This is a genomic window from Bifidobacterium sp. LH_417 (assembly GCF_056357035.1).
Genome location: NZ_JBKEVI010000013.1, coordinates 31,702 through 52,669 on the forward strand (window position 1 = coordinate 31,702; position 20,968 = coordinate 52,669).

Sequence of the window (20,968 nt, forward strand, 5' to 3'; positions counted from 1 at the left end):
AGAAAGCCGGGGCTCACACACCACATGCTGCTGACTACGCCGCCGGGCACGCCGAGAACCACGCCGCTGGTCTCGGTCATCGTGCCCGTGTACGACACCGAGGATTACGTGCGCTACTGCGTCGACTCAATCCTCAGGCAATCGTATCCGCAGCTCGACATCATCCTCGTCGACGACGGTTCCACCGACTCCAGCGCCGCCATCCTCGACGAATACACCATGCGCGACGACCGCGTCACCGTCATCCACCAGACGCACGGCGGCGCGGCGAAGGCACGCAACGCGGGCCTCGACGCCGCCGACGGCGCGTGGATACTCTTCGTCAACAGCGACGACATCATCGACCGTCGTGCCGTCGAACTGCTGCTGCACGCCGCACTGCGCACCGACGCGGACCTCGCGAAGGCGCGCTGGCGGCAGTTCGGCGTCGCGCGACTGTACGACGTGGCGGAGGCCACGGCGGAAGGCGTGCGCGAACCGGAACGCGTGACCGTGTTCACCGACGCGCTCCGCGCCTACCAGAACGTGTTCTGCAAGAGTCTGCGGCTCGTCGGCACCGAATTCGGACGCAACACGGAATCCCGGTATTTCAACGATTCCTGCTGGGGGCGGCTGTACCGGCACGAGCTGTGGGAGAACCTGCGGTTCCCGGAAGACACGAGCGCGCACGTGATGATGGCGGCCGGCGAGCTGTACGCGCGCGTCGGCAAGGTCGCCGACATCGACGTGGTGCTCTACCACCAGTCCCAACATGAGGGCGACGAGCCGCCGGAACGCGAATTCGGCTACCATCACGACATGGTCGTCGCCGCGGCGCACAATTTCGACGTGGCGGTGAAGCACGGCATCCTGCCGGCGCGCAGCTACTACACGCTGGCGAGCGCATGCGACGCGGAGACGACGGCGGACGATTTCGACGCGCCCGGCATGGACCCGGAGGTACGGGAGGCGCATCGGGCGGCGTATCAGGATGATCTGCTCACGTTGTCGCGGCTTGCCGGGCGGCTCACGCGCACGCAGCGGCTCAAATGCACGGCCACGCAGGTCATCCGCCAGGTGGAGCATCGCATGTACTGGCTGCGCGCGGATATGCTCAAACGCGATCGGAAGCCGTGGACGACGGCGGACGTGCATATCGATGATGACGGGATGGCCGGGGATGGCGATGCCGCCGATGCCGATATGACGGAAGCCGACGTGACCGAAGCCGACGTGACCGGCTCCACCGACGTGACCGACGTGACCGACGTGGCGGAACCCGGCTCGGACACGACCAACACCGCTACTCCACGCTCTTGAGGGCGCTGACCGGGTCGACGCGGTCGAGCACCGGCTTGGTGAGCCAGGCGACGAACTCGGCGAAGACAAGCGTCGCGAATGCGGCCGCGAGATAGCTCGTCGGGCGCAAGTCCACCTCGAAATAGAGGGACGGCATGCCGAGCGCGGCGGTAAGCAGGCCTCCGACCCAACGGCCGAGCGGCAAGCCGACCGCCACACCCATCCACGTGAGCACGCGCATCTCGCGGTTCACATACTGGTGGATCTCACGTCGACGGAATCCGAGCACTTTGAGCGTGGCCATCTCGCGCACGCGTTCGGAAATGTTCGTATTCGACAAGGTGAACAGCACGACGAGGCATAGCGCGCCGGCAAGCCCGACGATCAGCGCGACGACCGCACCCATGAGGTCGAAGGAGAATCCGCTGGCGAGTTCGGCGGTGCTGACCGCGCTGACGACCGCCGGGTCGTCGGCGAGCTTGTCGACATAGGCGACCTGGGCAGCGTCGCCGCCCTTAAGCGTCGCGTAGACGGCGTTCCAGACGGGGGAATCGGCGGAATCATCGGCAGTGGTGGTGGCAGCCGTATCGGCGGAATCATCGAACAAACGCTCGTATAGCGTCTCACTGACGTACACGTCCGAACCGACGAGGCTGCGCGTGACGGCGGCGACGCGGGCCTTCGCACGCGTCATGCCGCCGCCGCGCAGCGTGACCGTGCCGCCCGCGCGCACGCCGAGCGCGTTCGCCGCGGACTGGCTGACGATCACGCCGGCATCGTCGAGCGTGACCTCGCGGCCGCCGGAACGACCGAACATGCCGCCGCTGTAGCGGTAGAGGTCGCTGTCGCTCGCCTCGCGCAGGTCGATCATCGTGTTGAGTTTCTTGAGCGAGCGTTCGGGGACGACGACAAGCTGGACCGTTTCACTGGAGGAGGAGACCGAAGAGGCGGAAGCGGTGTTCGTACCGGCAGCGCCGCCGGACGCGGCATCGCCGGACGCGGTGCCACCGGACGCCATCTCACCGCTTTCGACGCGGATGCGCAGCGTGGACGTGGTCTTGCCGTCTTCGGCGAGCCGCGTGCGCAGGGCGTCCGCGTCCGCATCGGCGGAGACGGCCATGAGGTCGTACCGGTAGATGCCGTCGTACTGTTTCGGGCCAATCGCGGCGACCGTGTCGTTGATGGCGAGGCCGCACAGGATGAGCGCGGTGCAGCCGGCCACGCCGCCGACCGTCATGATGAGCCGCGACTTGAACCGGAAGATGTTGCGCGCGGTCACCTTGTTGAGGAACCCCATGCGGCTCCACAGCGGACGGATGCGTTCGAGGAGGATGCGCGCGCCGGCCTTCGGCGCCTTCGGGCGCATGAGTTCGGCCGGCATGTGGCGGATGTCGCCACGACAGGCGATCGCGGTGGCCGCGAGCACGCCGACCACGAACAGGGCGATGCCGGCCGACCCGTAGAGCCAGTCGTATTCGAGCCGTGCGCCGGGCAACGTGTACAGGCCCTCGATCACGACGAGCAGAAACGCGGGGATGCCGAGGAACCCGGCGATCAGGCCGAGTCCGCCGCCAATCAGGCAGGCAAGCAACGCGAACAGCAGGTAGCGGGAGGCGACGGCGAGCCCACGGTAGCCAAGGCCAAGGTACGTGCCGATGAGGCCACGGTCCTCCTCGACCATACGGGCCATCGTGGTCAGGCTCATAAGCACCGCGACGAGCAGGAACACGACGGGGAACGCGCGGCCGATCGATTCGATCGAGGTCATGTCCGATTTGAAGGCGCTGAAGCCGCCGATGTCGCTTCGTGTGGTGACATACCAGCGAACCTGTGGAATCTGGGAGGTGATCTGTACGGTTTGGGTATCGATCTGTTGAATCGCGGCCTTCTTCTGTGCGGTGAGGTCCGCTTGCGCCTGGTCAAGCCGGGATTGGGCTTGTTGCAATTCCGGGCTTTTCGCGATGACGGATTGCCGGACTACTTCGAGGTACTCCGCAGATTGGGAGGAATTTCCTACAGGTTGTCCCGCGGATTCCACAGGATACCCCGCGGATTCCACAGGATACCCCGCCAATTCATCAACTTGGGCATTGAACTGCGCACGTTGCCGGTCGAGTTGGGTCTGGGCGTCCGCGAAACGCTGTTCGACCTCGGAGCGCGCCTCGTCGAGCTTCGCCTGGGCCTCGTCGATAAGCTGCTGGCGGCGGGCCTGCTGACGTTGGGGCTGGGTCTTGTTCTCGATGCGGTCCGCCACCGTGCGCACGGCCTCGTCGTAAGCGTCGGAGAACGTGTCGAGGCCGGCGGCACCGCGCACGCGCAGGACGATCGAGGTGTACACGTCAGCGGTGTCGGTCGCGTCACCCGTGGTAGCGAAGAACGTGTAGTCGTCGGAAGCGGTGGAACGGAAGGCGTTCTTCGAGGCGTAGCCATCCGGATTGGCGAGATCCCGTGGGTCGACGACCACGCCGGTGATGGTGAGCTTTGTGGGAGAGGCAGAGGTTTGCGCCGCGGAATCAGTCGAACCGGCCGCTCCCGTTGGCTCGGTCGCGCCCGTCGGTTCCGGCGTGATGGTGAACCGGTCGCCGATCGCGAGACCGCTGTCGTTGAGGAATTGCTTCGTGACGGCGACCTCACTGGCCTTCCGGGGCAGCCGCCCTTCCTGGAGATACGGGCGATCGAGTCCAGTGGAGTCCCCGGCTGCCGCATCCCCGGCATCGCCGATCTCGCGTACCACCGCGGTCTTGTCCGAACCGCGCACGCTCACGGTCACGTTCCGTGAACGCTCCGCCTGGACCGCCTCCACGCCGCGCACCTTACGCAACGCGGCCACATCGTCGTCGGTGAGGCCCGCGGTGGAGACGATCTGAATGTCATGCAGCCCTTGTGCTTCGTAGAATCGGCCGGCAGCGAGGAACGCGTCGCGGCATCCCGCGTAAATGCCGGTGAGCACGGCCACGCCGAGCAGCGTGATCAGCGCGATGGAGGCGAACCGCTTCCACGAACGCCTCCAACAGCGCAGCATGTCCTTGAGAAACGCCCGTGACATCACGCACCTCCTTGTATCTTCCATTGTCACCACGCCGGACCGCGGACGCAAACGCAATCGCCGGGCCGCAGCGATCCTCCACAGCCGCGCGTGGACGCATCACCGAACCGTGCCGGCGGACGGCCTACAATACCGTTCGTTGCACGCCATCGCGCACGGCCCACAAGGTCTCCCGCGATGGGCGGGCGGCCCGCCGACCCGCATACGGCGGCGGAACCGCCCGCGATCCACGAGTTACGAGGACAAGAGAGAAGAGAGCAAACATCATGGCTTCCGAAGACAAGGCCGGGACCACGGCCACGAAGCCGCGCGAGACCGACGATGTGCCGGTGCCCGCGACGCTGCGCAAATCGTTGAAGAACCGCCACATCCAGCTGATTGCACTGGGCGGCGCCATCGGCACGGGCCTGTTCTACGGCTCAAGCGAGTCGATCGCGCTGGCCGGCCCGTCGATTCTGCTCGCCTATCTGATCGGCGGACTCGCGATCTTCATGATCGTGCGCGCGCTGAGCGAGATGAGCGTGGAGGACCCGAAGGCGGGCGCGTTCAGCTACTACGCGACCCGTTACTGGTCGAAGCGCGCCGGATTCATCTCCGGTTGGAACTACTGGTTCAACTACATCCTCGTGTCGATGGTGGAGCTGGCCGTGGTGGGCAGCTTCGTGAACTACTGGTTCCCGGCGATTCCGACGTGGATGTCGGCGGCCGTGTTCCTCGTGGTGATCTGCGCGGCGAACCTGCTCGGCGTGAGCAAGTTCGGCGAGTTCGAGTTCTGGTTCGCGATCATCAAGATCGTGGCCGTGATCGCGATGATCCTCGGTGGTCTCGCGGTGATCGTGTTCGCGCTGCCGACCGAGTCGGGCGCGAAGGCGACATTCGCGAACTGGTTCACCGTGGGCGGCGGATTCTTCCCGAACGGCCTGATGGGTCAGACGAAGGACGGCTCGTGGACGGGCCTGCTCATGGCGCTCGTCGTCGTCATGTTCAGCTTCGGCGGCACCGAGCTCATCGGCATCACGGCCGGCGAGACCGAGGATCCGAAGACCACGATCCCGCGCGCCACGAACGACATCATCTGGCGTATCCTCGTGTTCTACATCGGTGCGCTCGGCGTGATTATGGCCGTCGTGCCGTGGAACCAGATCGACGGCAAGTCCAGCCCGTTTGTGCAGATCTTCGATTCGGTGGGCGTGCACGCGGCCGCCGGCATCCTCAACTTCGTGTGCCTGACCGCCGTGATGAGCGTGTACAACTCCGGCTTGTACGCGAATTCGCGCATGCTGTACTCGCTCGCCAAACAGGGCAACGCGCCCGCGTACCTCGGCAAGCTGAACGCGAAGGGCGTGCCGGTCGCCGGCGTGCTCACCTCCGCGGTGATCACCGCGATCGCCGTGGTCGTCGTGTTCGTGTGGCCTGAGTTCGCGTTCAACTATCTCATGTCGATTGCGACGATCGCCGGCATCATCAACTGGACGATGATCATGGTCACGGAGATGAAGTTCCGCCGTGTGGTGGCCGCCGGTGGCGCTCCGGAGGACACCGATCTGTCCGGTCTGAGCGGCGACGCGGCACTGAAGGCGATCCACTTCAAGCTGCCGTTCGCGAAGGTCACGCCGTGGGTGGTGCTCGCGTTCCTCGCGCTGGTCGTGGTGCTCATGTGCTTCTCCCCCAGCTACCGCGTCGCCGTGATTGCCGGTGTCATCTGGCTCGCGATCCTGTTCGCCGCCTACCAGCTCACCCAGGCGAGGAAGTAGGGATCACGCGAGGTTTCGTACCGAACCGAATGGGGCACCGACAATCATGCCGGTGCCCCATTCGCGTATTGTTGCTGACAGGAGCGGAAGGCAGTCCATTGAGCGAACCTTGCGTTCCACCTCCTGCACGAACGCATCGAAGTCGGACATTGGGGAGTCGTTGAACTGGCGGAAGCGCGTGGCCTTCATGCTGTTCACGCGGTATCCGACCGCGATAATGGCGTCGAGATTGTAGAACGACACCGCGCGCGAGACCTCGCGGGAACCCTCCTGACGAACTATCCGGATATTCCGGACAGTTGCATCCTCATCTAGGGTGTGTGTACTCTGGTTTGGTTTGAACATGGGGCATCGGTATGCTGCCGATGCCCTTACCTATCGTCAGGCTTATTTGAGCAGGTTCAGTGCGACCGCGCCGAGCACGCGGATGTCGTAGTTGAGCGGCTTGATCGGGGTGACTTCGCGTTTCATGCCGAGCAGCCGGTAGACGGCCATGCGGCTGGCGCGTACCGAGTATTCCTCAGTGAAGACGATGTCGCCGGGAATCTCGCAGTATTGTCCGGTGAAGCCGAGGTTGGTGGATCCTGCGGGCACCACGTCCGGCCGGTCGCCCGTGGAGCGCGGCATGAAGTGCGCGTTGATGTACGGCATGGCGACCGGGGTCGCGTTGACCACCTCGCCGCGGATTCGCTCCCGCACATCGTCCGGGATGGGCAGGGATTGGATGAGTTCCTCGAGGATCTCGCGTCCGGTGCATTCCCACATCGGCTTGTTCACGTACTTTCCGGGTTCGTCGCAGTGGAAGGCGCACATCCACAGGTAGGAGCGGGATTCGTCCTGGTTGTCCCAGTACGGTGGGGTCGGATTCCTCAGCTCCATGAACCACGGGGAGTCCACGAACGTGGTGGATAGGCCCTGGCCGGTCTTGTTGTGCGTCCATCCCTCCAGCCATTCCATGAGCGCGTTGCCCGCGAACGTGCAGTTGAAGCTCATCCAGTTGGATTTGTCCGGGTGGCCGAAGAACACGTCGGGGTTGCCGAGCCCGGCTTTCTTGGCGGCGATGTTGCGCCACAGCGTCGCGCTTTGCGGGTAGGAATCATCCACCACGGCGGCGCGGTCGGTGTCGCCGAGCGTGGAGTTGTCGGTCATGCAGCCGAGCGTGGCGACCACGTCGTCCTGCGGGCGGATCGCGATGACTCCGCGCGTGCCGTCGGAGCGCAAGGTGTGCAGTGCGGTCACGGTGATGCCGTCCGTGTCGGCGAAGTCCATGTCGGTGACGCCGGTGTCGTAGATGAACTCGACGCCCGCGTCCTCGAGCACCTTCATGAGCGGCTTGATGATGCCGTCGTACTGGTCGCGTTGGGTCAGGACCACGCCTTCGGCGGTGGGAAGCCGCATGATGAGCGGCAGCAGACGGATCACGTAGCGGCGGAATTCCATGACGCTGGTCCACGGGGTGAACGCGAACGTGCATTCGTAGCAGTACCAGAAGATCGTGTGGAAGAAGTGGGAGTCACGCTCGCCGAACCAGTCCTCGATGGTCAGTTCGTCCAGATCGGATTCGTCGGCCTTGAGCAGGGTGCCGAGCTTCATCAGTTCGCTCTTGTCGAGCCCGTAGTGGTCGGTCGGCAGAATCTCCCCGTCTCCGCCCACGAAGCGGGCGCGGGCGTAGACCGGCTGCGTTTCGGCGAAGGCGAACATGTCGTCGGTCACCGAGTTGCCCTCGTGTTCGAGGGAGGGGATGGACCCCATGATGTCCCAGAAGTTCTCGTAGGTGAGCTTGCAGAACATGCGTTCGCCGCGCGCCACCCAGCCCTTGTCGCCGTCCCCGGCACCGTCATTCGAGCCTCCGGGGACCGGCAGGGTCTCGATGATGTGGATGTTGCGGCCCTCGAAGCCGCAGTCGCGCAGCAGGTAGGCGGCGCCGGTCAGGGAGCCGAGGCCTGCTCCCACGAAGTAGAACTGCTTGTCGTCGGTGCGTGTGTTGTTGCCCAGCATGGTGTTGTCCTTTCGTGTTGGTGTTCGGATATGTGTTCGGTGCGTGTTGTGTGGGGAATCCGGTTGCGCCGCCGTCCCGATGTCGCGGACGGTTTCAGGCCCGCTTGCCGGTGATGGGGAATTCTCCCTTGGGCGTCGAGCACGCGGCGGTGATGTCGTCGCCCTCGACGCGGCCGTCGATGCGGTAGTCGAGCATGCCCACCGGGGTCTTCGCCCTGCCTGCGAACGCGAAGGCGTAGCCGTCCGTGGTGCCGGTCGCGTTCTGGCTCCTGCCCTTCACGGTGACCGTGGCGGTCAGGACGCCGTCCTTGTCGCTCAGGCTGACCACGCCCCTCCTGGCTCCCAGCGGGGTGCGGACGATCACGTTGTAGGTTCCGTCGATCATGGTTCGTTCCTTTCCGTATCGCGCGGTATGAGACCATTGCGCAATATCAAACATGTGTTGGATTTTGTCTGTTGCGTTCATCGTATGGGCGATGAGACGCTCCTACAACCACTAAAAAACGGACATCTGTCGGATTTTGTACAATGGCGTCGGCATTGACGGACCTTTAAGGAGATTCCATGGCACAGAAAGCGGAATACCGCAGCGCGAGACGCTCCCGGCAGGCCATACGCACGGCACTCGTCGACCTGCTGCGCACGAACGATGTCGATAGGATCACCGTCACCGCAATCGTCAGACTCGCGGACATCAACCGCTCCACGTTCTATGCGCACTATCCCGACGTGCGTGGCGTGATCGAGGAGATCGAGGATGAGACGATCTCCAAACTCATGACCGTGCTCGACAATATCCGGTCCGCGGATTTCCTCAGGGATCCCACGCCGATGATCATGCGGATAGGCCGTCAGCTCGAAGCCGAGCGCGACTACTATCGCGTCCTCATCCAGGCCAGTGGCGCCGCGGGGTTCCTCGACAAGCTCCAGACGGTCTTCGCCGAACACATGGTCAGCGACACGGCGATCCCCGCCGCGATACGCGAGCGCCGCTCATACGTACTGCGCGTCAACTACTTCGCCGGCGGCATCGTCAATCTCTACAAGCTCTGGTTCGCGGGAAGCCTCGGCTGTTCGATGGACGATATCTCGAAGGAAGTCGGACGCATGGTCTCCTTGGCCTCGGTCGATATGCTGGATGTCCATGTTCATCCTCAACAACGTAACCGGGCTTGAACGCACCACCAAGCCCGCGCTCATGAACGCGTTGTTTTCACTGGGCTCCGCCTGCTCCGCGCAGGGAATCAGCCGGGGATTTTCTCGACAATGGAGTTGATCGTGTCGAACGCGTCGCGAACCTGATCAACGGTCTGCTTGCCCTGCTCGACCATGTCGGCAACGCGTTGGTCGCGGCTTCGGCCGCCGCGTCGAGCATGCCGCGCACCGCAGTGTTCGGCCGGGAACGTCATCGATCATCACGGTTTTCCGATGGACCGCGGTCCGGCCATTCCCCGGCGGCGACACCGACGACAAAGCAGACGTTTCTCGCGCCGGCACAGATCCTGCCTCGGCGACGAACCGTGACGGCGATTTCGGCTGCTTCATGGTTGGAAAACGTAAGCCGATGCGCCTTTTTTGGTTGCGTAACGTAAAAATAGTCATCCCGACTGACGTGATGCTCTTTGTGGTGTGGTGGGCGGCAACTACACGTTCGTCAACGCCCTGTTGTGGATGTGCCCCACGGGCGCGCCTCGATGGCCTCGCTCGACGCGTTCATGGGGGCGAAGCCGCTCATGGACCACGCCTACGAGGGCGACCCGCCTGCCGGCCGAATCGTTCGGCCTGGCCACGGTCGTGCCGCCCAAGAGGAAGCAAGACGCCCTGGGAGTACGACAAGGAGGCATACAGGGGCGGGAACATCGTGGAACGCATCCTCAACCGGATGAAGCACTACAGGAAGACCGCCACCCGCCACGACAGGCTCGACACGACCTTCATCGCCAACCGCAGACTCGTCCTCATCGCCATCCACCTCAACAACACCATCGCAACCAAACGAGAGTAAACACACCCTAGCTCGCCACTGGAATGAACGCTCACCTCGCACGACACTATTAATATCATTACAAATACTATCACGTTGTTTATGGAGGCACACCGAGGCATAGGACGCAACGGCCCCCGTCACGCACCTACCGTCGCCCGAGCTGGCGCAGCCAGGTCACTACGGCTTGGGTGAGGGTGGCGGCGCCGAGCTTGCGGCGAGCGCGCAACGAGTGCGTGCGCACGCTCGCCGGGGTGATGTCAAGTTTCGCGGCGATCTCGTTCTGCGTCAATCCGTCCGCCGACATCGCCAGCACCTGCGATTCCTGATAGCTCAGTCGCGACGCGGGCCGTCCACCGGCCGCACCGGCCGCACCGGCCGAGCCGGCCGCACCTGCATCGTCGGCGAGCCGCGCGAGCAGCCGCCGCCGCGCCTCCGCCGGCGGCAGGAACCGCGCGTCGCCATCGGCCTCGTCCTTGCCAGCCCGTCTCGCCGACGGCACGGCGAACACGCGGCCGCCGCGGACGAGCCGGATGGCCCGTTCCAGCCACGGGTAGTCGGCCTTGCCGACGATGCCCTGCGCACCGGCGCGCGCGGCGTCGCGCCGGTAGCGTTCGGGCGGGTACGCGGTGACGACGAGCATCGCGCACGTGCCATCATCCGCGCGCAGACGGCGGCATATCTCCGCGCCGCGCTCGTCGCCGAGTTCCGCGTCGACGAGCAGCACGTCGGGCCATCGTTCGTCCTCAAGACAGTTGACGAGCGCCTGCCGCCCCGACGACGCGGTCCAGATGACATGGAAGTCGTCGTTGCGTTCCAGCAATGCGGCGAGCGCCTTCACGGTGATGACGTCGTTGTCGACGATGGCGATGGTGATGACGTTCATTGTTCGGCCTCCGCACACGGGACTCGCACCGCAACCCGCCACGTCCCGCCTTCCGCCGAGACCACCATGCTTCCGCCGACCGCCTCGATGCGTCTCCTCAGCAGTGCGAGCCCGCGCCCCGGAGGCAACACGACCGGCGTACAGCCGGCATCCCGACCAGCGCTTCCGCCCCGGTCGACGCCTTCATTCGTCGCAGTCCCCGCTTCAGCCATGTTCCCGGCACCGTCCATCGGGTTGGTCTGCACGATGTTCACTCCCCGACCGGACGCGTCGACATCCAATGTGTAGCGTCTGCCGCCCTCGCCGCCGTACCGGACGACGTTCGCCATCAATTCGCGCAGCACCGCGGCGACCACGTCGGCGATGTCACCGACCTCTGTGGCTTCCCCGCCGGCATACCCCGCACCGGAACATCCGTGTTCCCCCGATTCGGCGCTTTCACCGCTACCGTCCGCACGCGCACCGCCGTCATCATCCGCGAGGACGCGGATGATGCGGTGCACATGCTCCAGCGCCTCGCCGGCACGCGCCATGATGTCGGCGAACAGTCCGCGCTGACGTTCCGAAGCCGCATCCTGCATGCCGAGACGCGCCATCAGACTAATGGAGGTGAGTTCACCGCTGGTGGCGTCGTGCAGCCGGTGGGCGACATCGAGGTCGCGCTCGACCTGCCGCATGCGCATCGCCTGCCGGCGCAACGCGGCAAGTTCGGTCTGCCGGCGCGCCATCACTCCGATGATCGCCGCGGCGATGTATGTGGAGTTGAGCGGAATCAGCATGTTCCATACGATGCCGCCGGCCGCCGTCATCTCCAGCCATTTCATCAACACGAGATAGCCGAGCACGCCTACGGTGACCGAGGTACGCGCCCGGTAGGCGATGTATCCGAGCGCGATAGCGAGGCACCATCCGTTCGATTCCAGATACGGGTACGGCAACAGCACATCGACCGAGTAGGCGGCAATCGTCAGCACGCTGGAGGCCGCCGGCGTGACCGCGAACAACGCGGTCGACGCGATGATGACGAGCTGCATCAGCAGTTTGGGCCACGCCCAGTCCTGCGCACCCATCAGTTCGACGCGCCACTGCGAGGCGGACAGCACCAGCGCCGCCAGCGCGATCGGAATCGTCCAGCAACGCCATCCCAGCATCTCTTGGATGCGTCGGGCGACCGCGGCCGCACCTCCGCCACCAGTCGCGCCACCGCGACCATTGCCGCTCCGGCCGCCGGCCACGCCGCTGCTGCCGGAACCGCCTCGTTTCGCCGTCATGGTCCGCTCCTCTCACGTCACCGTGCGATTACGCTTCCCACCCTACGGCTACGAATCAGCCGCCGGACCATATCTACCGTTTTCGGTCAACGCGTGTTGACCGCGCCCCCTACTCCTCTTCGGGGTAGGTCATATGCCACTGGTCGCGGCGGATCTCGGTCATCATGTCCATCACGTCGCGCGTGTAGTTCAGGTGCAGCAGGTTCTCGACCTTCGCCGCGGCCTCGTCGGCCGGAATCTCGCCGGACTCGCCCGCCTCGAACGCCTCGATCGCAGCCTCCATGTCCGCGACCTCGTAGGCGAGCGCGTTCGCGGTCTCGCCGGCCTCGACCTCGCGCACGAGCGCGCCGGACGTGTCGTGGATCGAGGCGCGTTCGCCGCGCGGATAGTCGAAGATCTCCACGTAACCGTTCTCGAACGAGATGGTGCCGCGCTTCGGCTGCTTCGCGTGCAGCGACAGCGTGACCGTCGCCATCTGCCCGTCCGGATTGGTCAGGAGGATGCCGGCCTGCTCGTCCACGCCGGTGGGCGCGGCCTTGACCTGCGAAACGATTTGGTCGGGCTTGGAACTCATGAACCACCGCATGCAGGAGAGCGCATACACGCCGATGTCGAGCATCGCGCCACCCGCGAGATTGCGGTTGAAGAAGCGGTTCGTCATGTCGTACTCCTTGTAGGAGCCGAAGTTCATCTGGATGAGCTTGACCTTGCCGAGTTCGCCGTCGTCACCGGCGAGGATCCGGTCGAGTTCGCGGTAGAGCGGCATGTGGTAGAGGGTCATCGCCTCGGCGAGCAGCACGTGGTTCGCTTCGGCGAGCGCAATCGCCTCGTCAAGCTCGTCGGAGTTGAGCGTGATGGACTTCTCGCACAGCACGTGCTTGCCGGCGGCGAGCGCCTTGCGCAGGAATTCGATATGCGTGTTGTGCGGTGTGGAGATGTAGATGACGTCCACGTCCGGGTCGGCGAACACGTCGTCGATCTCGTCGTAGACCTTGCCGATGCCGTACTTCTCGGCGAACGCGACGCCCTTCGCGTGCGTGCGGTTCGCCACCGAGTACAGTGTGCGTCCGTTGCGTTCCAGCGCCTGCTCGAGTTGGTTGGCGATGACGCCGCATCCCAGCGTCGCCCAGTTGAGTTCGCGCATGATGGTCCTTCCACGTCGATGATTGCCCTGCGGATGATTACGCCCGATTGTACCCGCGCCCTTTGCCGCGTCCGCATCGCCCGGGCTTAGTATCCCAGCCTCAGCGTCCCAGCCTCAGCGTCCCGTTGTCGGGAAACGAGCCCACTGCTCCCGAATCCGAGACACTCACCCCAGCTCAGCGTCCCGTTGTCAGGAAATAAGCCCACTGCTCCCGAAAAAACGACGCTAAGAACAAGTCAGCGTCCCGTTGTCGGGAAACGAGCCCATTGCTCCCGAATCGGGGACACTCACCCCAGCTCAGCGTCCCGTTGTCGGGAAATAGCGGCCCATCTCCCGAATCGAGGACGCTGAGAACAAATAAGCGTCCTAATTTACGGAGCAATGGGCTCGTCTCCGTAAACTAGGACGCCGGATAGAGGGCGCGACCACGAAGTGCGCTTACGGCGGCTCGCCCCCGGTCGACCGTAGGCTAGACAGCCCCTCGTCGGAAGGGCCAAGGGGACAAAACCCCGCCCGCCGGCGGGGACGAAATTATCAGGCCACCGACTCACCGGGAACCCGTCAGCGGGGGCAAAACATCGGGTCCGAACACCACACCGCCAACGGAGAGCAACGAACCCCGCCCCCGCTGGCGGGGGCTGTCAGCCGACAGGCTGACTGGGGGTGGCCACCGCACACACGCACCGCAACCACCCCCAGTCGGCTTCGCCGACAGCCCCCGCCAGCGGGGGCGAGATTATCAGGCCACCGACTCACCGGAAACCCGCCAGTGGGGGCAAAACATCGGGTCCGAACACCACACCGCCAACGGAGAGCAACGAACCCCGCCCCCGCTGGCGGGGGCTGTCAGCCGACAGGCTGACTGGGGGTGGCCACCGCACACACGCACCGCAACCACCCCCAGTCGGCTTCGCCGACAGCCCCCGCCAGCGGGGGCGAGATTGCCAAATCCCCGACTCGCCGGAGATCCCCCGCCAGCGGCGGGCGAGTTACCAGACTCCCGATTCACCGGAGAGCCCCCGCCAGCGGGAGGGGCGAGACGCCCCGGGCCCCGCCGATCAGGCCTGGCGCTTGCGCCAGACCATGAGGCCGGCTCCGGCGGCGGCGAGAACCGCCACCGCACCGAGCACACCGAGCACTGCGGCACCCGTCGAAGACAGGCCCGCGCCGCCCAGGGCACCGCCGAGGAGGCCTCCGGAGGCTCCCGGCTGGTCAGCGGTCGGCTTGGCGACGTTGACCGCATCCCAGATCAGCGCGCCATCGGCGAACTGGACGACGAACCTGGTCGCACCCTGCGCGAGGTCAGCCGGAACGGTCACGACGACCGTACCGTCGGCAGCCACAGTCACGCCAGAGGCGATGAGCACGGTCTTGCCGCCGGCGATCGCGTACACGTTGACGGTCTTGCCGGCGAACGCCTTGCCCACGGCGAGCGTGAGCTTGGCACCCGGCTTGACGGAGTCGACGCCGATCAGACCGGTCACCTTGTTCGCGTCGGTCAGGTCCTTCTCGGCCGGGGCGGACTGCTCCGGCTGGTCGGGCTTGTCGGAACCGCCGTCGTCCTTCGCGGCGACGGTCACGGTCACCGCATCGGACTTGGCGTTGTCGACGGTCGAGGTGGCGGTGATCGTCGCAGAACCCTTGGCGACGGCGGTCACCTTGCCGTTCTCGTCCACGGTGGCGACCGCGGCGTTGGACGTGGTCCACGCGACGGTCGTCGCCGCGTCGCCGGTCACCTTCACGTCCGCCGTGAGCTGGGCGGTGTCGCCGGCCTTGAGCGCCAGCTTGCCGTCCTTGACGCCGTCGCCGGCGACCGTCACGGAGTCGACGGTCGCGGCCGGCGGCACCGGTGTCGGATCGGTTACGGTGATTTCGACCGGCGCGGATTCGACGCCGCCCGCAACGGCGACGACCTTCGCCGCGCCCGCCTTGACGGCGGTCACGAGTCCGGTCGCGCCGACGGTCACGACGCCATCGCCCTCGGTCACCTTCCACGTGACGGTCGTGTCGTCGGCGTTCTCCGGCGCGACCGTCGCGTTGAGCTGCACGGTCTTGCCGGTTTCGAGCGCGACCTTGCCGTCCGCGACGCCGTCGCCGGTCACGGTGACGGACGTGACCGGAACGGCCTTGCGGACGAGCTTGACCGTGTAGGTCTTCTCGGTGGTGCCGTCGGCGGCGGTCACCTTGACGAGCACGACGCCGTCCGCGATGGTCACGGCGGTCTTCGCGTTCGTCTCGTTGACTTCGGCGACGACGTCGGCGGCGGCCACGGCGGCCGGATCGTCGACGGTGACCGACGCGCCGTCCGCGGAGGCGGCGGCCTTGAGGTCGACGGTCTGGCCGGCGACGGTGAGCGACTTGAGCGTCGCGTCATCGGACGGTGCCGGGGCCGGCTCGTCCGTGTCCGGGTTGAACAGTTCGGCCGCGGTGAGCGCACGGTTCCAGATCTGGAAGTCGTCGATCTGGCCGCCGAAGTACGGGTCGTCGTAGAACGACTTGCCGAGGTAGCCGGAGATGTCGGACGTGCCGATGAAGTCGGCCGCGGTGAGCGTGGTCGCCTTGGAGGCGACGAGTGCGCCGTCGAGGTAGTAGTCGATGGACTTGCCGCCCTTGACGACCACGTCGACGTGGACCCACGTGTTCTTCGCGGGCGTGCTGCCGGCGAGCTGGGTCTGCGAGCCGTTCTTCGACGCTTCGACACGCGTGTTGGAACCGCAGGAGACGATGTTCACCAGGTAGTTCTTGTTGTTCTGGCCGAGCGCCCACGGGTAGATGCAGGTGTTGTTGCCATCCCACTGGTAGTCGGCGGAGATGGTGACGTCCTTCTGGTCGGCGGTGATCGCGCCGGCCGGGATCTGCACGTACGGGGAGGCGGTGCTCTTGGCGCCGCCGGTCAGCGTCAGTGCCTTGCCGTTGTCGGCGTGGTCGGACGCGGACGCGCCGTCGTTGACGACCTTGCCGTCGAGCTTGGTGCCGGCGGAACCGCTGTTGGCGATCGTGCCGCCCTTCGCGATCGTGTCCTTGTCGAAGGTGTACTTGAGCACCGGACCGGTCGCGGCGGGCACGGAAGCGCCCTCACGCACGATCCGCACCGAGTAGTACTCGGTCGCCTTGTGATCCTGCGCGACGGAGGAGATGTCCACGGTGGTGACGTCGCCGTCGAGCGCGATCGCGCGCGCCTTCGTGTCGTCGATGATGACGCCGTTCACCTTCACGTAGGCGCCGGGCATGTTCACGCCGATCGTCGCGTCGACCGACGTCGCGTCGGCGGGGACGGTGAGCGTGTACTGGTGCTTCGCGGCGTCGAACGTCTTGTCGAGCGTACCGGCGCTGAACGCGAGCGACTTGAGCGACGCGTCGGAGGAAAGATCCTTCGCGTTCTGGATGCGCACGCCGTAGACGCCGCCGACGAGACCGCCGGTGGACTTGAACAGCACGCGCACCTTGCCGTCCTTGGCCTGTGCGACCAGATCGGCGGGCAGCTGCCGGACATCCCAGTAGAAGGCCTTCGACCCCTTGTTCTCGATCGTCACGGTGTAGGTCTTCGCGTTGGCGGAGACCTCGCCCTTCGACTTGTCGGACACCGGGGTCGGATCGACGATCATGCTGAACGTGCGGCCCGCGTCGGCGGACTGGTACTGGACGCCCAAGTAGTTGTCCTTGTCGGCGGAGACGGCGAGATCGTAGCTGAACCAGCCGCCCGCCTTCGCGTCACGGTACTGCTTGCCCTCATACGTGCCGGCGTTGGAGTCGTCGGACTTGGCGGCGTTGTGGGCGAGCTCCTGCTGGAACTCGTTGTCGAACGCGTCGACCGCGTCGGAGACGAGCGCGGCGTTGGCGGCGTCGTTCTTCTTCTTGAGGATGTTCTGCTGGTAGGCGTCGGAGTCGACCTCGGCCATGTCCCAGTAGATCGCGTACGTGGTCTTGTACGTCGAGTAGTAGGGCTGGAGCGTGAGGTTCGCGGCGTCGCCGTCCACGTTGGCGAACTTGAAGCTCAGGGTCTCGCGGGCGCCGCCGTCGTTCGGGTCGTCGGTGCGCACGAGGTTGCCGGACTTGCCGTCGGCGTTGATGCCCTTGAGCCATTCGGCCACGGTCTGGCCGTCGGTCGGGATGACCGCGGCCTTCGCGTTCGCGTCGGAGTCGTAGTTGGCCACGCGGACCTTCACGCCGCCGTACGAGTAGTTCGTCTTGTAGTTGGTGTCGGTGAGCGCGCCGGCGAGCACGACCGGGCCGTACTGGAAGGCGACCCAGTTCTTGTTGTCGGCGGCGCTGATGGCCTGGAGTTTCGCGGGCAGCGTGTAGGCGATCTGCGTGCCGCCCTTGACGGCGACCGTCACCCAGCCGTTGTCGTCCTTCGTGAGCGCCTGCTCGGCGCCGTCGACGACGAGCTTCACGTCGGAGGCGATGGCCCAGTCGGGCACGCGCAGCTTGAGGTTCGCCGAGCCGGAACCGGTCACGGAGAAGGTGACCGTGTCCTGCTTCGGGACGTTCGCGGTCTGCGTGATGGTCAGGTCATGGCGCTTGTCCGTGTAGGTGGACGACCAGAACATGTTCACGTAGACGTCGTTCTTGTCGGTGAAGTAGAACGAGTCGTTGAGCTTCACGAAGTTCTCGATGCCCGTGCCCTGGCAGCACCAGTATTCGCCGATCGCATTGCCGAACCACTGGGAGTCGTATTCGGTGCCGGTCACGCCGAACACCTTCGGGTAGCCGGCCTTCATCGGCTGGAAGTACATGGTCATGCCGGTCTCCGGGTTCTGCGAGGCCACGATCGCATTGATGAACGTGTGCTCGTAGTATTCGGAGTACTTGGCGTCGCGGGTCACCTGGAACAGGAGGCGGGCGAGCTTGAGCATGTTGTACTCGTTGCAGGTCTCCACGGTGGAGAAGTTGCGGTAGCCGCCGTTCTGGTCGCCGTTCTGCGTGGCGTCCTTCCACAGCTGGCCGGCCACGTGGAAGTGCTCGGACTGCGAGTTGCCGCCGTTCACGTACGTGTGGTCCTTCACGACGATGTCGAAGAAGTTCTCGGCCGCCTTGAGGTACAGGCTGGTGAGCTTGCCCTGCTCGTCCTTGGAGAGGCTGTTGTACAGGTCCTCGTCCTCGGTGTAGGCGACGTAGCGCTGCATGGCGCCGGTGAGCTTCGGAATCGTGGTGTTGGCGTGCAGGCCGTTGAGCGGGTCCTGGCCGTTGGCGAGCTTGGTGAACAGCGCGGTCTCGTCGAAGAGGTGCGCGGCCTCAAGCACCGTGGCCTTGTCGTCCTTGTCGGCGATTTCGGCGACCTGGTAGAGGGCGTCGTTCATGCCGCCGTACTCGGTGCGGAGCATGTCGGTGGTGGCGTGCGCCTTCTTCCAGTTGACGACCCACTTGGCGAAGTCGACGGCGGATGCCTTGGCGGCGTCACGCGTCTCTTGGTCGGTGCCGTACTCGTAGGCGAGCACCATGCCCTGCTCGACCTTGTGCAGGTTGTAGAACGGGACGAGCAGGCCGTTCTTGCCGCCGGGGACCGCGCTCACCGGGAACGCGGGGAAGAATCCGGCGTTGGCGGCATCGTTCTTGGCGTACTGCTGCTGCGCTTCGCGCAGACCGGTGACGACGGCCTTGAGCTTCTCGGCGAGCTGGGCCTTCTGATCGTCAGTGGCGAACGTGGAACGCTGCGCCTGCGAGGCGGCGGCGATCCAGTGGCCGACGAAGTGGCCGGTGAAGCGGGTCGGATTGTTGGTGCCGTCCGGGTTGCGGGAACCGGACGGGCCGTTCTCCCAGCCGCCGTAGTTCTTCGCGCCGTTGGTGGCGATGCCGGCCTGTGCATGGAATTCGACGAGCAGTCGGTCCGGCTCGAAGCTCAGCAGGTATTCGACCTCCTTCTTGCCGGCATTCTGCAGATAGGAGTCGGAGACGGTCACGTTGTCCATGCCGGACTCGGACAGGTAGTTCTTCAGGTACTGGACGTCATGGTCGCCGCCGTTCTCGGTCTGCGCCGGCACGGTCACGGTGAATTCCTTGGTGACCGCCGCGGAACCGTAGCTCGCGGTGACGGTGATCTTCACGGTCGCGTCCTTCTCGCCCACGGCCGGACGGGTGACGACGCCGTCGTTCGAGATCACGGACTGGTTGTCGGACGCGTAGGTAAGCGTCGAACCGTTCGCGGCGTCCGCGTCGAACGTGAGGTTCGCGGTCGCCTTGGTCGCGATGTCGACCTTGTCGAGCGCCGTCTGGGCGAGCGTCTTCGCATCGAACGCGGCGTCGCCCTCCTTGACGAGGTTCTCGACGTCGGCGGTGGTGGCGACGACGTCGTACTGGCGCACCTCGTCGATCGCGGCGTTGAGCGAATCGGTCTTGTACTGGGCACCGTTCCAGCCGAGTCCCTTCTCGTCCGCGGTGGTGCCGATCACGCCGGTCGCTCCGTCGGAACCGTAGTTGTAGGTGACTTCGGTGGACTGCTTGACGCCGTTGCGGTAGAACGTGGCGGTCTTCGTGTCGGAATCGTAGGTGACGACGACGTTCGTCCACTCTCCGGCCGGGAAGAAGTCGTCGCGCGCGGTCGGCACGGAGATCATGTACGGCTGCTTGTTGGCGTTCGCGGGACCGGCGGACAGCTGCAGCGCCTTGTTCTTCGTGGTGGTCAGGTACCAGCCGTCGCCGTACCAGGCGGCCTTGTCCCAGGCGATGAGCTGTTCGCCGTCGCCCATCGAACCATCCGGCTTGAGCCAGAACGAGAACGTGAGCTTGCCGGACTGCAGGCTGTCGGCGGTGCCGAGGCTCACGTGCTGCTTGCCGGTGAGCTTCAAGGCCTGGCCCTTCGCGCCGGCGACGTAGCTGGAGCCGTCACCGACGATGGTGCCGTTGTTCTTCGCGTTGGACGCGTCGTTCGCGTCACCGTCGAATGCGAGGTCGAGCACGTTGTTCGTGTCGTTGGTGGCGGGAGCGATCGTCGATGTCGCGTCGGCGGCCACGGCGGTGCCCGCGGTCATCAGTGTGACCATCATCGGCAGCGCGGCCACGGCCGCGACGCCTTTGCGCCACACGCGCCTCCCCTTCTGTTCGTTTCCGTGATTATCGGTAGTTCTCATGCGCTGAGAGCCTCTCCTTCACTGCACGTCATTGTCTTGTTGCGTTGCCGACGTTGTCGTCGGTTTTGTTATCGAATCGTTATCAACACGTTGTCGAAACGCCCGTTGCGACGGCCACACACGGGCATGGCGGCCGCTCTTGCCGCCCGATCCGATGATGTCCCCGCATCACTGCGGGTGGGGTGACGCCGCGCCCAAACCCACGAAACACCACGGTTTCGCGAAGTTTGCGCACGGCATCACGGCACAGCCAAACTGCTTACAGCATTATATCGTTAGCGTTCACTGCAACTCAGCGTCCCATTGTCGGGAGATGAGCCTCTTGCTCCCGAATCCGGGACACTCACCCCCAGCTCAGCGTCCCGTTGTCCGGAAATAAGCCCATTGCTCCCGAATCGGGGACGCTGAGAACACGTCAGCGTCCCGTTGTCGGGAGATAGCGGCCCATCTCCGGAATCGGGGACGCTGAAAACGAATCAGCGTCCTAATTTACGGAACAATGGGCTCATCTCCGTAAATTAGGACGCTGGATAGGGACGC

General features: G+C 65.1%; 13 protein-coding genes. 4 read left to right on the plus strand and 9 right to left on the minus strand.

Annotated elements, in window-relative coordinates; genetic code table 11:
- Window positions 1-24 precede the first annotated feature (24 nt).
- Window positions 25-1,299 (plus strand): glycosyltransferase family 2 protein, encoded by a 1,275-nt coding sequence (locus tag AC1AYR_RS08320; protein ID WP_476512273.1) that lies wholly within the window; start codon window positions 25-27, stop codon window positions 1,297-1,299.
- Here the strand turns inward: AC1AYR_RS08320 and AC1AYR_RS08325 are convergent.
- The gene (locus AC1AYR_RS08325; protein WP_476512274.1) at window positions 1,283-4,324 is read right to left on the minus strand and encodes an FtsX-like permease family protein; all 3,042 of its coding nucleotides are present in this window, start codon (window positions 4,322-4,324) and stop codon (window positions 1,283-1,285) included. The genes AC1AYR_RS08320 and AC1AYR_RS08325 overlap by 17 nt on opposite strands.
- Window positions 4,325-4,590: 266 nt before the next feature.
- On the opposite strand from AC1AYR_RS08325, the gene AC1AYR_RS08330 reads away from it, so the two are divergent.
- Window positions 4,591-6,078, plus strand: a complete 1,488-nt coding sequence (locus AC1AYR_RS08330) for an amino acid permease (protein ID WP_476512275.1) — start codon at window positions 4,591-4,593, stop codon at window positions 6,076-6,078.
- A 3-nt stretch (window positions 6,079-6,081) separates the two neighbouring features.
- Here AC1AYR_RS08330 and rhuM read toward each other — a convergent pair whose 3' ends face one another.
- The 3 genes from rhuM to AC1AYR_RS08345 all read right to left on the minus strand — a co-directional run bounded on the left by rhuM (window position 6,082) and on the right by AC1AYR_RS08345 (window position 8,461).
- Complete coding sequence (gene rhuM, locus AC1AYR_RS08335; protein WP_476512276.1) at window positions 6,082-6,423, minus strand: RhuM family protein; 342 nt, start codon at window positions 6,421-6,423, stop codon at window positions 6,082-6,084.
- A 42-nt stretch (window positions 6,424-6,465) separates the two neighbouring features.
- A complete protein-coding gene (locus AC1AYR_RS08340; RefSeq protein ID WP_476512277.1) occupies window positions 6,466-8,076 on the minus strand; it encodes an oleate hydratase in 1,611 nt (536 codons plus the stop codon).
- A 94-nt stretch (window positions 8,077-8,170) separates the two neighbouring features.
- Entirely contained in the window at window positions 8,171-8,461 is a 291-nt protein-coding gene (locus AC1AYR_RS08345; protein WP_476512278.1) for a hypothetical protein, read from the minus strand.
- 179 nt (window positions 8,462-8,640) lie between these two features.
- Here AC1AYR_RS08345 and AC1AYR_RS08350 point away from each other — a divergent pair, with 179 nt between their 5' ends.
- On the plus strand, window positions 8,641-9,252 hold the full coding sequence (locus AC1AYR_RS08350) for a TetR/AcrR family transcriptional regulator (protein ID WP_476512279.1): 612 nt from the start codon (window positions 8,641-8,643) through the stop codon (window positions 9,250-9,252).
- Between the two features lie 68 nt (window positions 9,253-9,320).
- On the opposite strand, the gene AC1AYR_RS08355 is transcribed toward AC1AYR_RS08350, so the two are convergent.
- On the minus strand, window positions 9,321-9,485 hold the full coding sequence (locus tag AC1AYR_RS08355) for a hypothetical protein (protein ID WP_476512280.1): 165 nt from the start codon (window positions 9,483-9,485) through the stop codon (window positions 9,321-9,323).
- 473 nt (window positions 9,486-9,958) lie between these two features.
- Here AC1AYR_RS08355 and AC1AYR_RS08360 point away from each other — a divergent pair, with 473 nt between their 5' ends.
- Window positions 9,959-10,081: a hypothetical protein gene (locus AC1AYR_RS08360; RefSeq protein WP_476512281.1), complete on the plus strand. Its 123-nt coding sequence runs from the start codon at window positions 9,959-9,961 to the stop codon at window positions 10,079-10,081.
- A 127-nt stretch (window positions 10,082-10,208) separates the two neighbouring features.
- Here the strand turns inward: AC1AYR_RS08360 and AC1AYR_RS08365 are convergent, their stop codons facing one another.
- From AC1AYR_RS08365 to AC1AYR_RS08380, 4 genes are all read right to left on the minus strand, one after another.
- On the minus strand, window positions 10,209-10,946 hold the full coding sequence (locus AC1AYR_RS08365) for a response regulator transcription factor (protein WP_476512282.1): 738 nt from the start codon (window positions 10,944-10,946) through the stop codon (window positions 10,209-10,211).
- Window positions 10,943-12,217: a sensor histidine kinase gene (locus AC1AYR_RS08370; RefSeq protein WP_476512283.1), complete on the minus strand. Its 1,275-nt coding sequence runs from the start codon at window positions 12,215-12,217 to the stop codon at window positions 10,943-10,945. The genes AC1AYR_RS08365 and AC1AYR_RS08370 overlap by 4 nt, the downstream gene beginning before the upstream one ends.
- 109 nt (window positions 12,218-12,326) lie before the next feature.
- Window positions 12,327-13,361, minus strand: a complete 1,035-nt coding sequence (locus AC1AYR_RS08375) for a Gfo/Idh/MocA family protein (RefSeq protein WP_476512284.1) — start codon at window positions 13,359-13,361, stop codon at window positions 12,327-12,329.
- A 1,058-nt stretch (window positions 13,362-14,419) separates the two neighbouring features.
- Complete coding sequence (locus AC1AYR_RS08380; protein ID WP_476512285.1) at window positions 14,420-20,428, minus strand: beta-1,3-specific beta-L-arabinofuranosidase; 6,009 nt, start codon at window positions 20,426-20,428, stop codon at window positions 14,420-14,422.
- Between the last annotated feature and the right edge of the window lie 540 nt (window positions 20,429-20,968).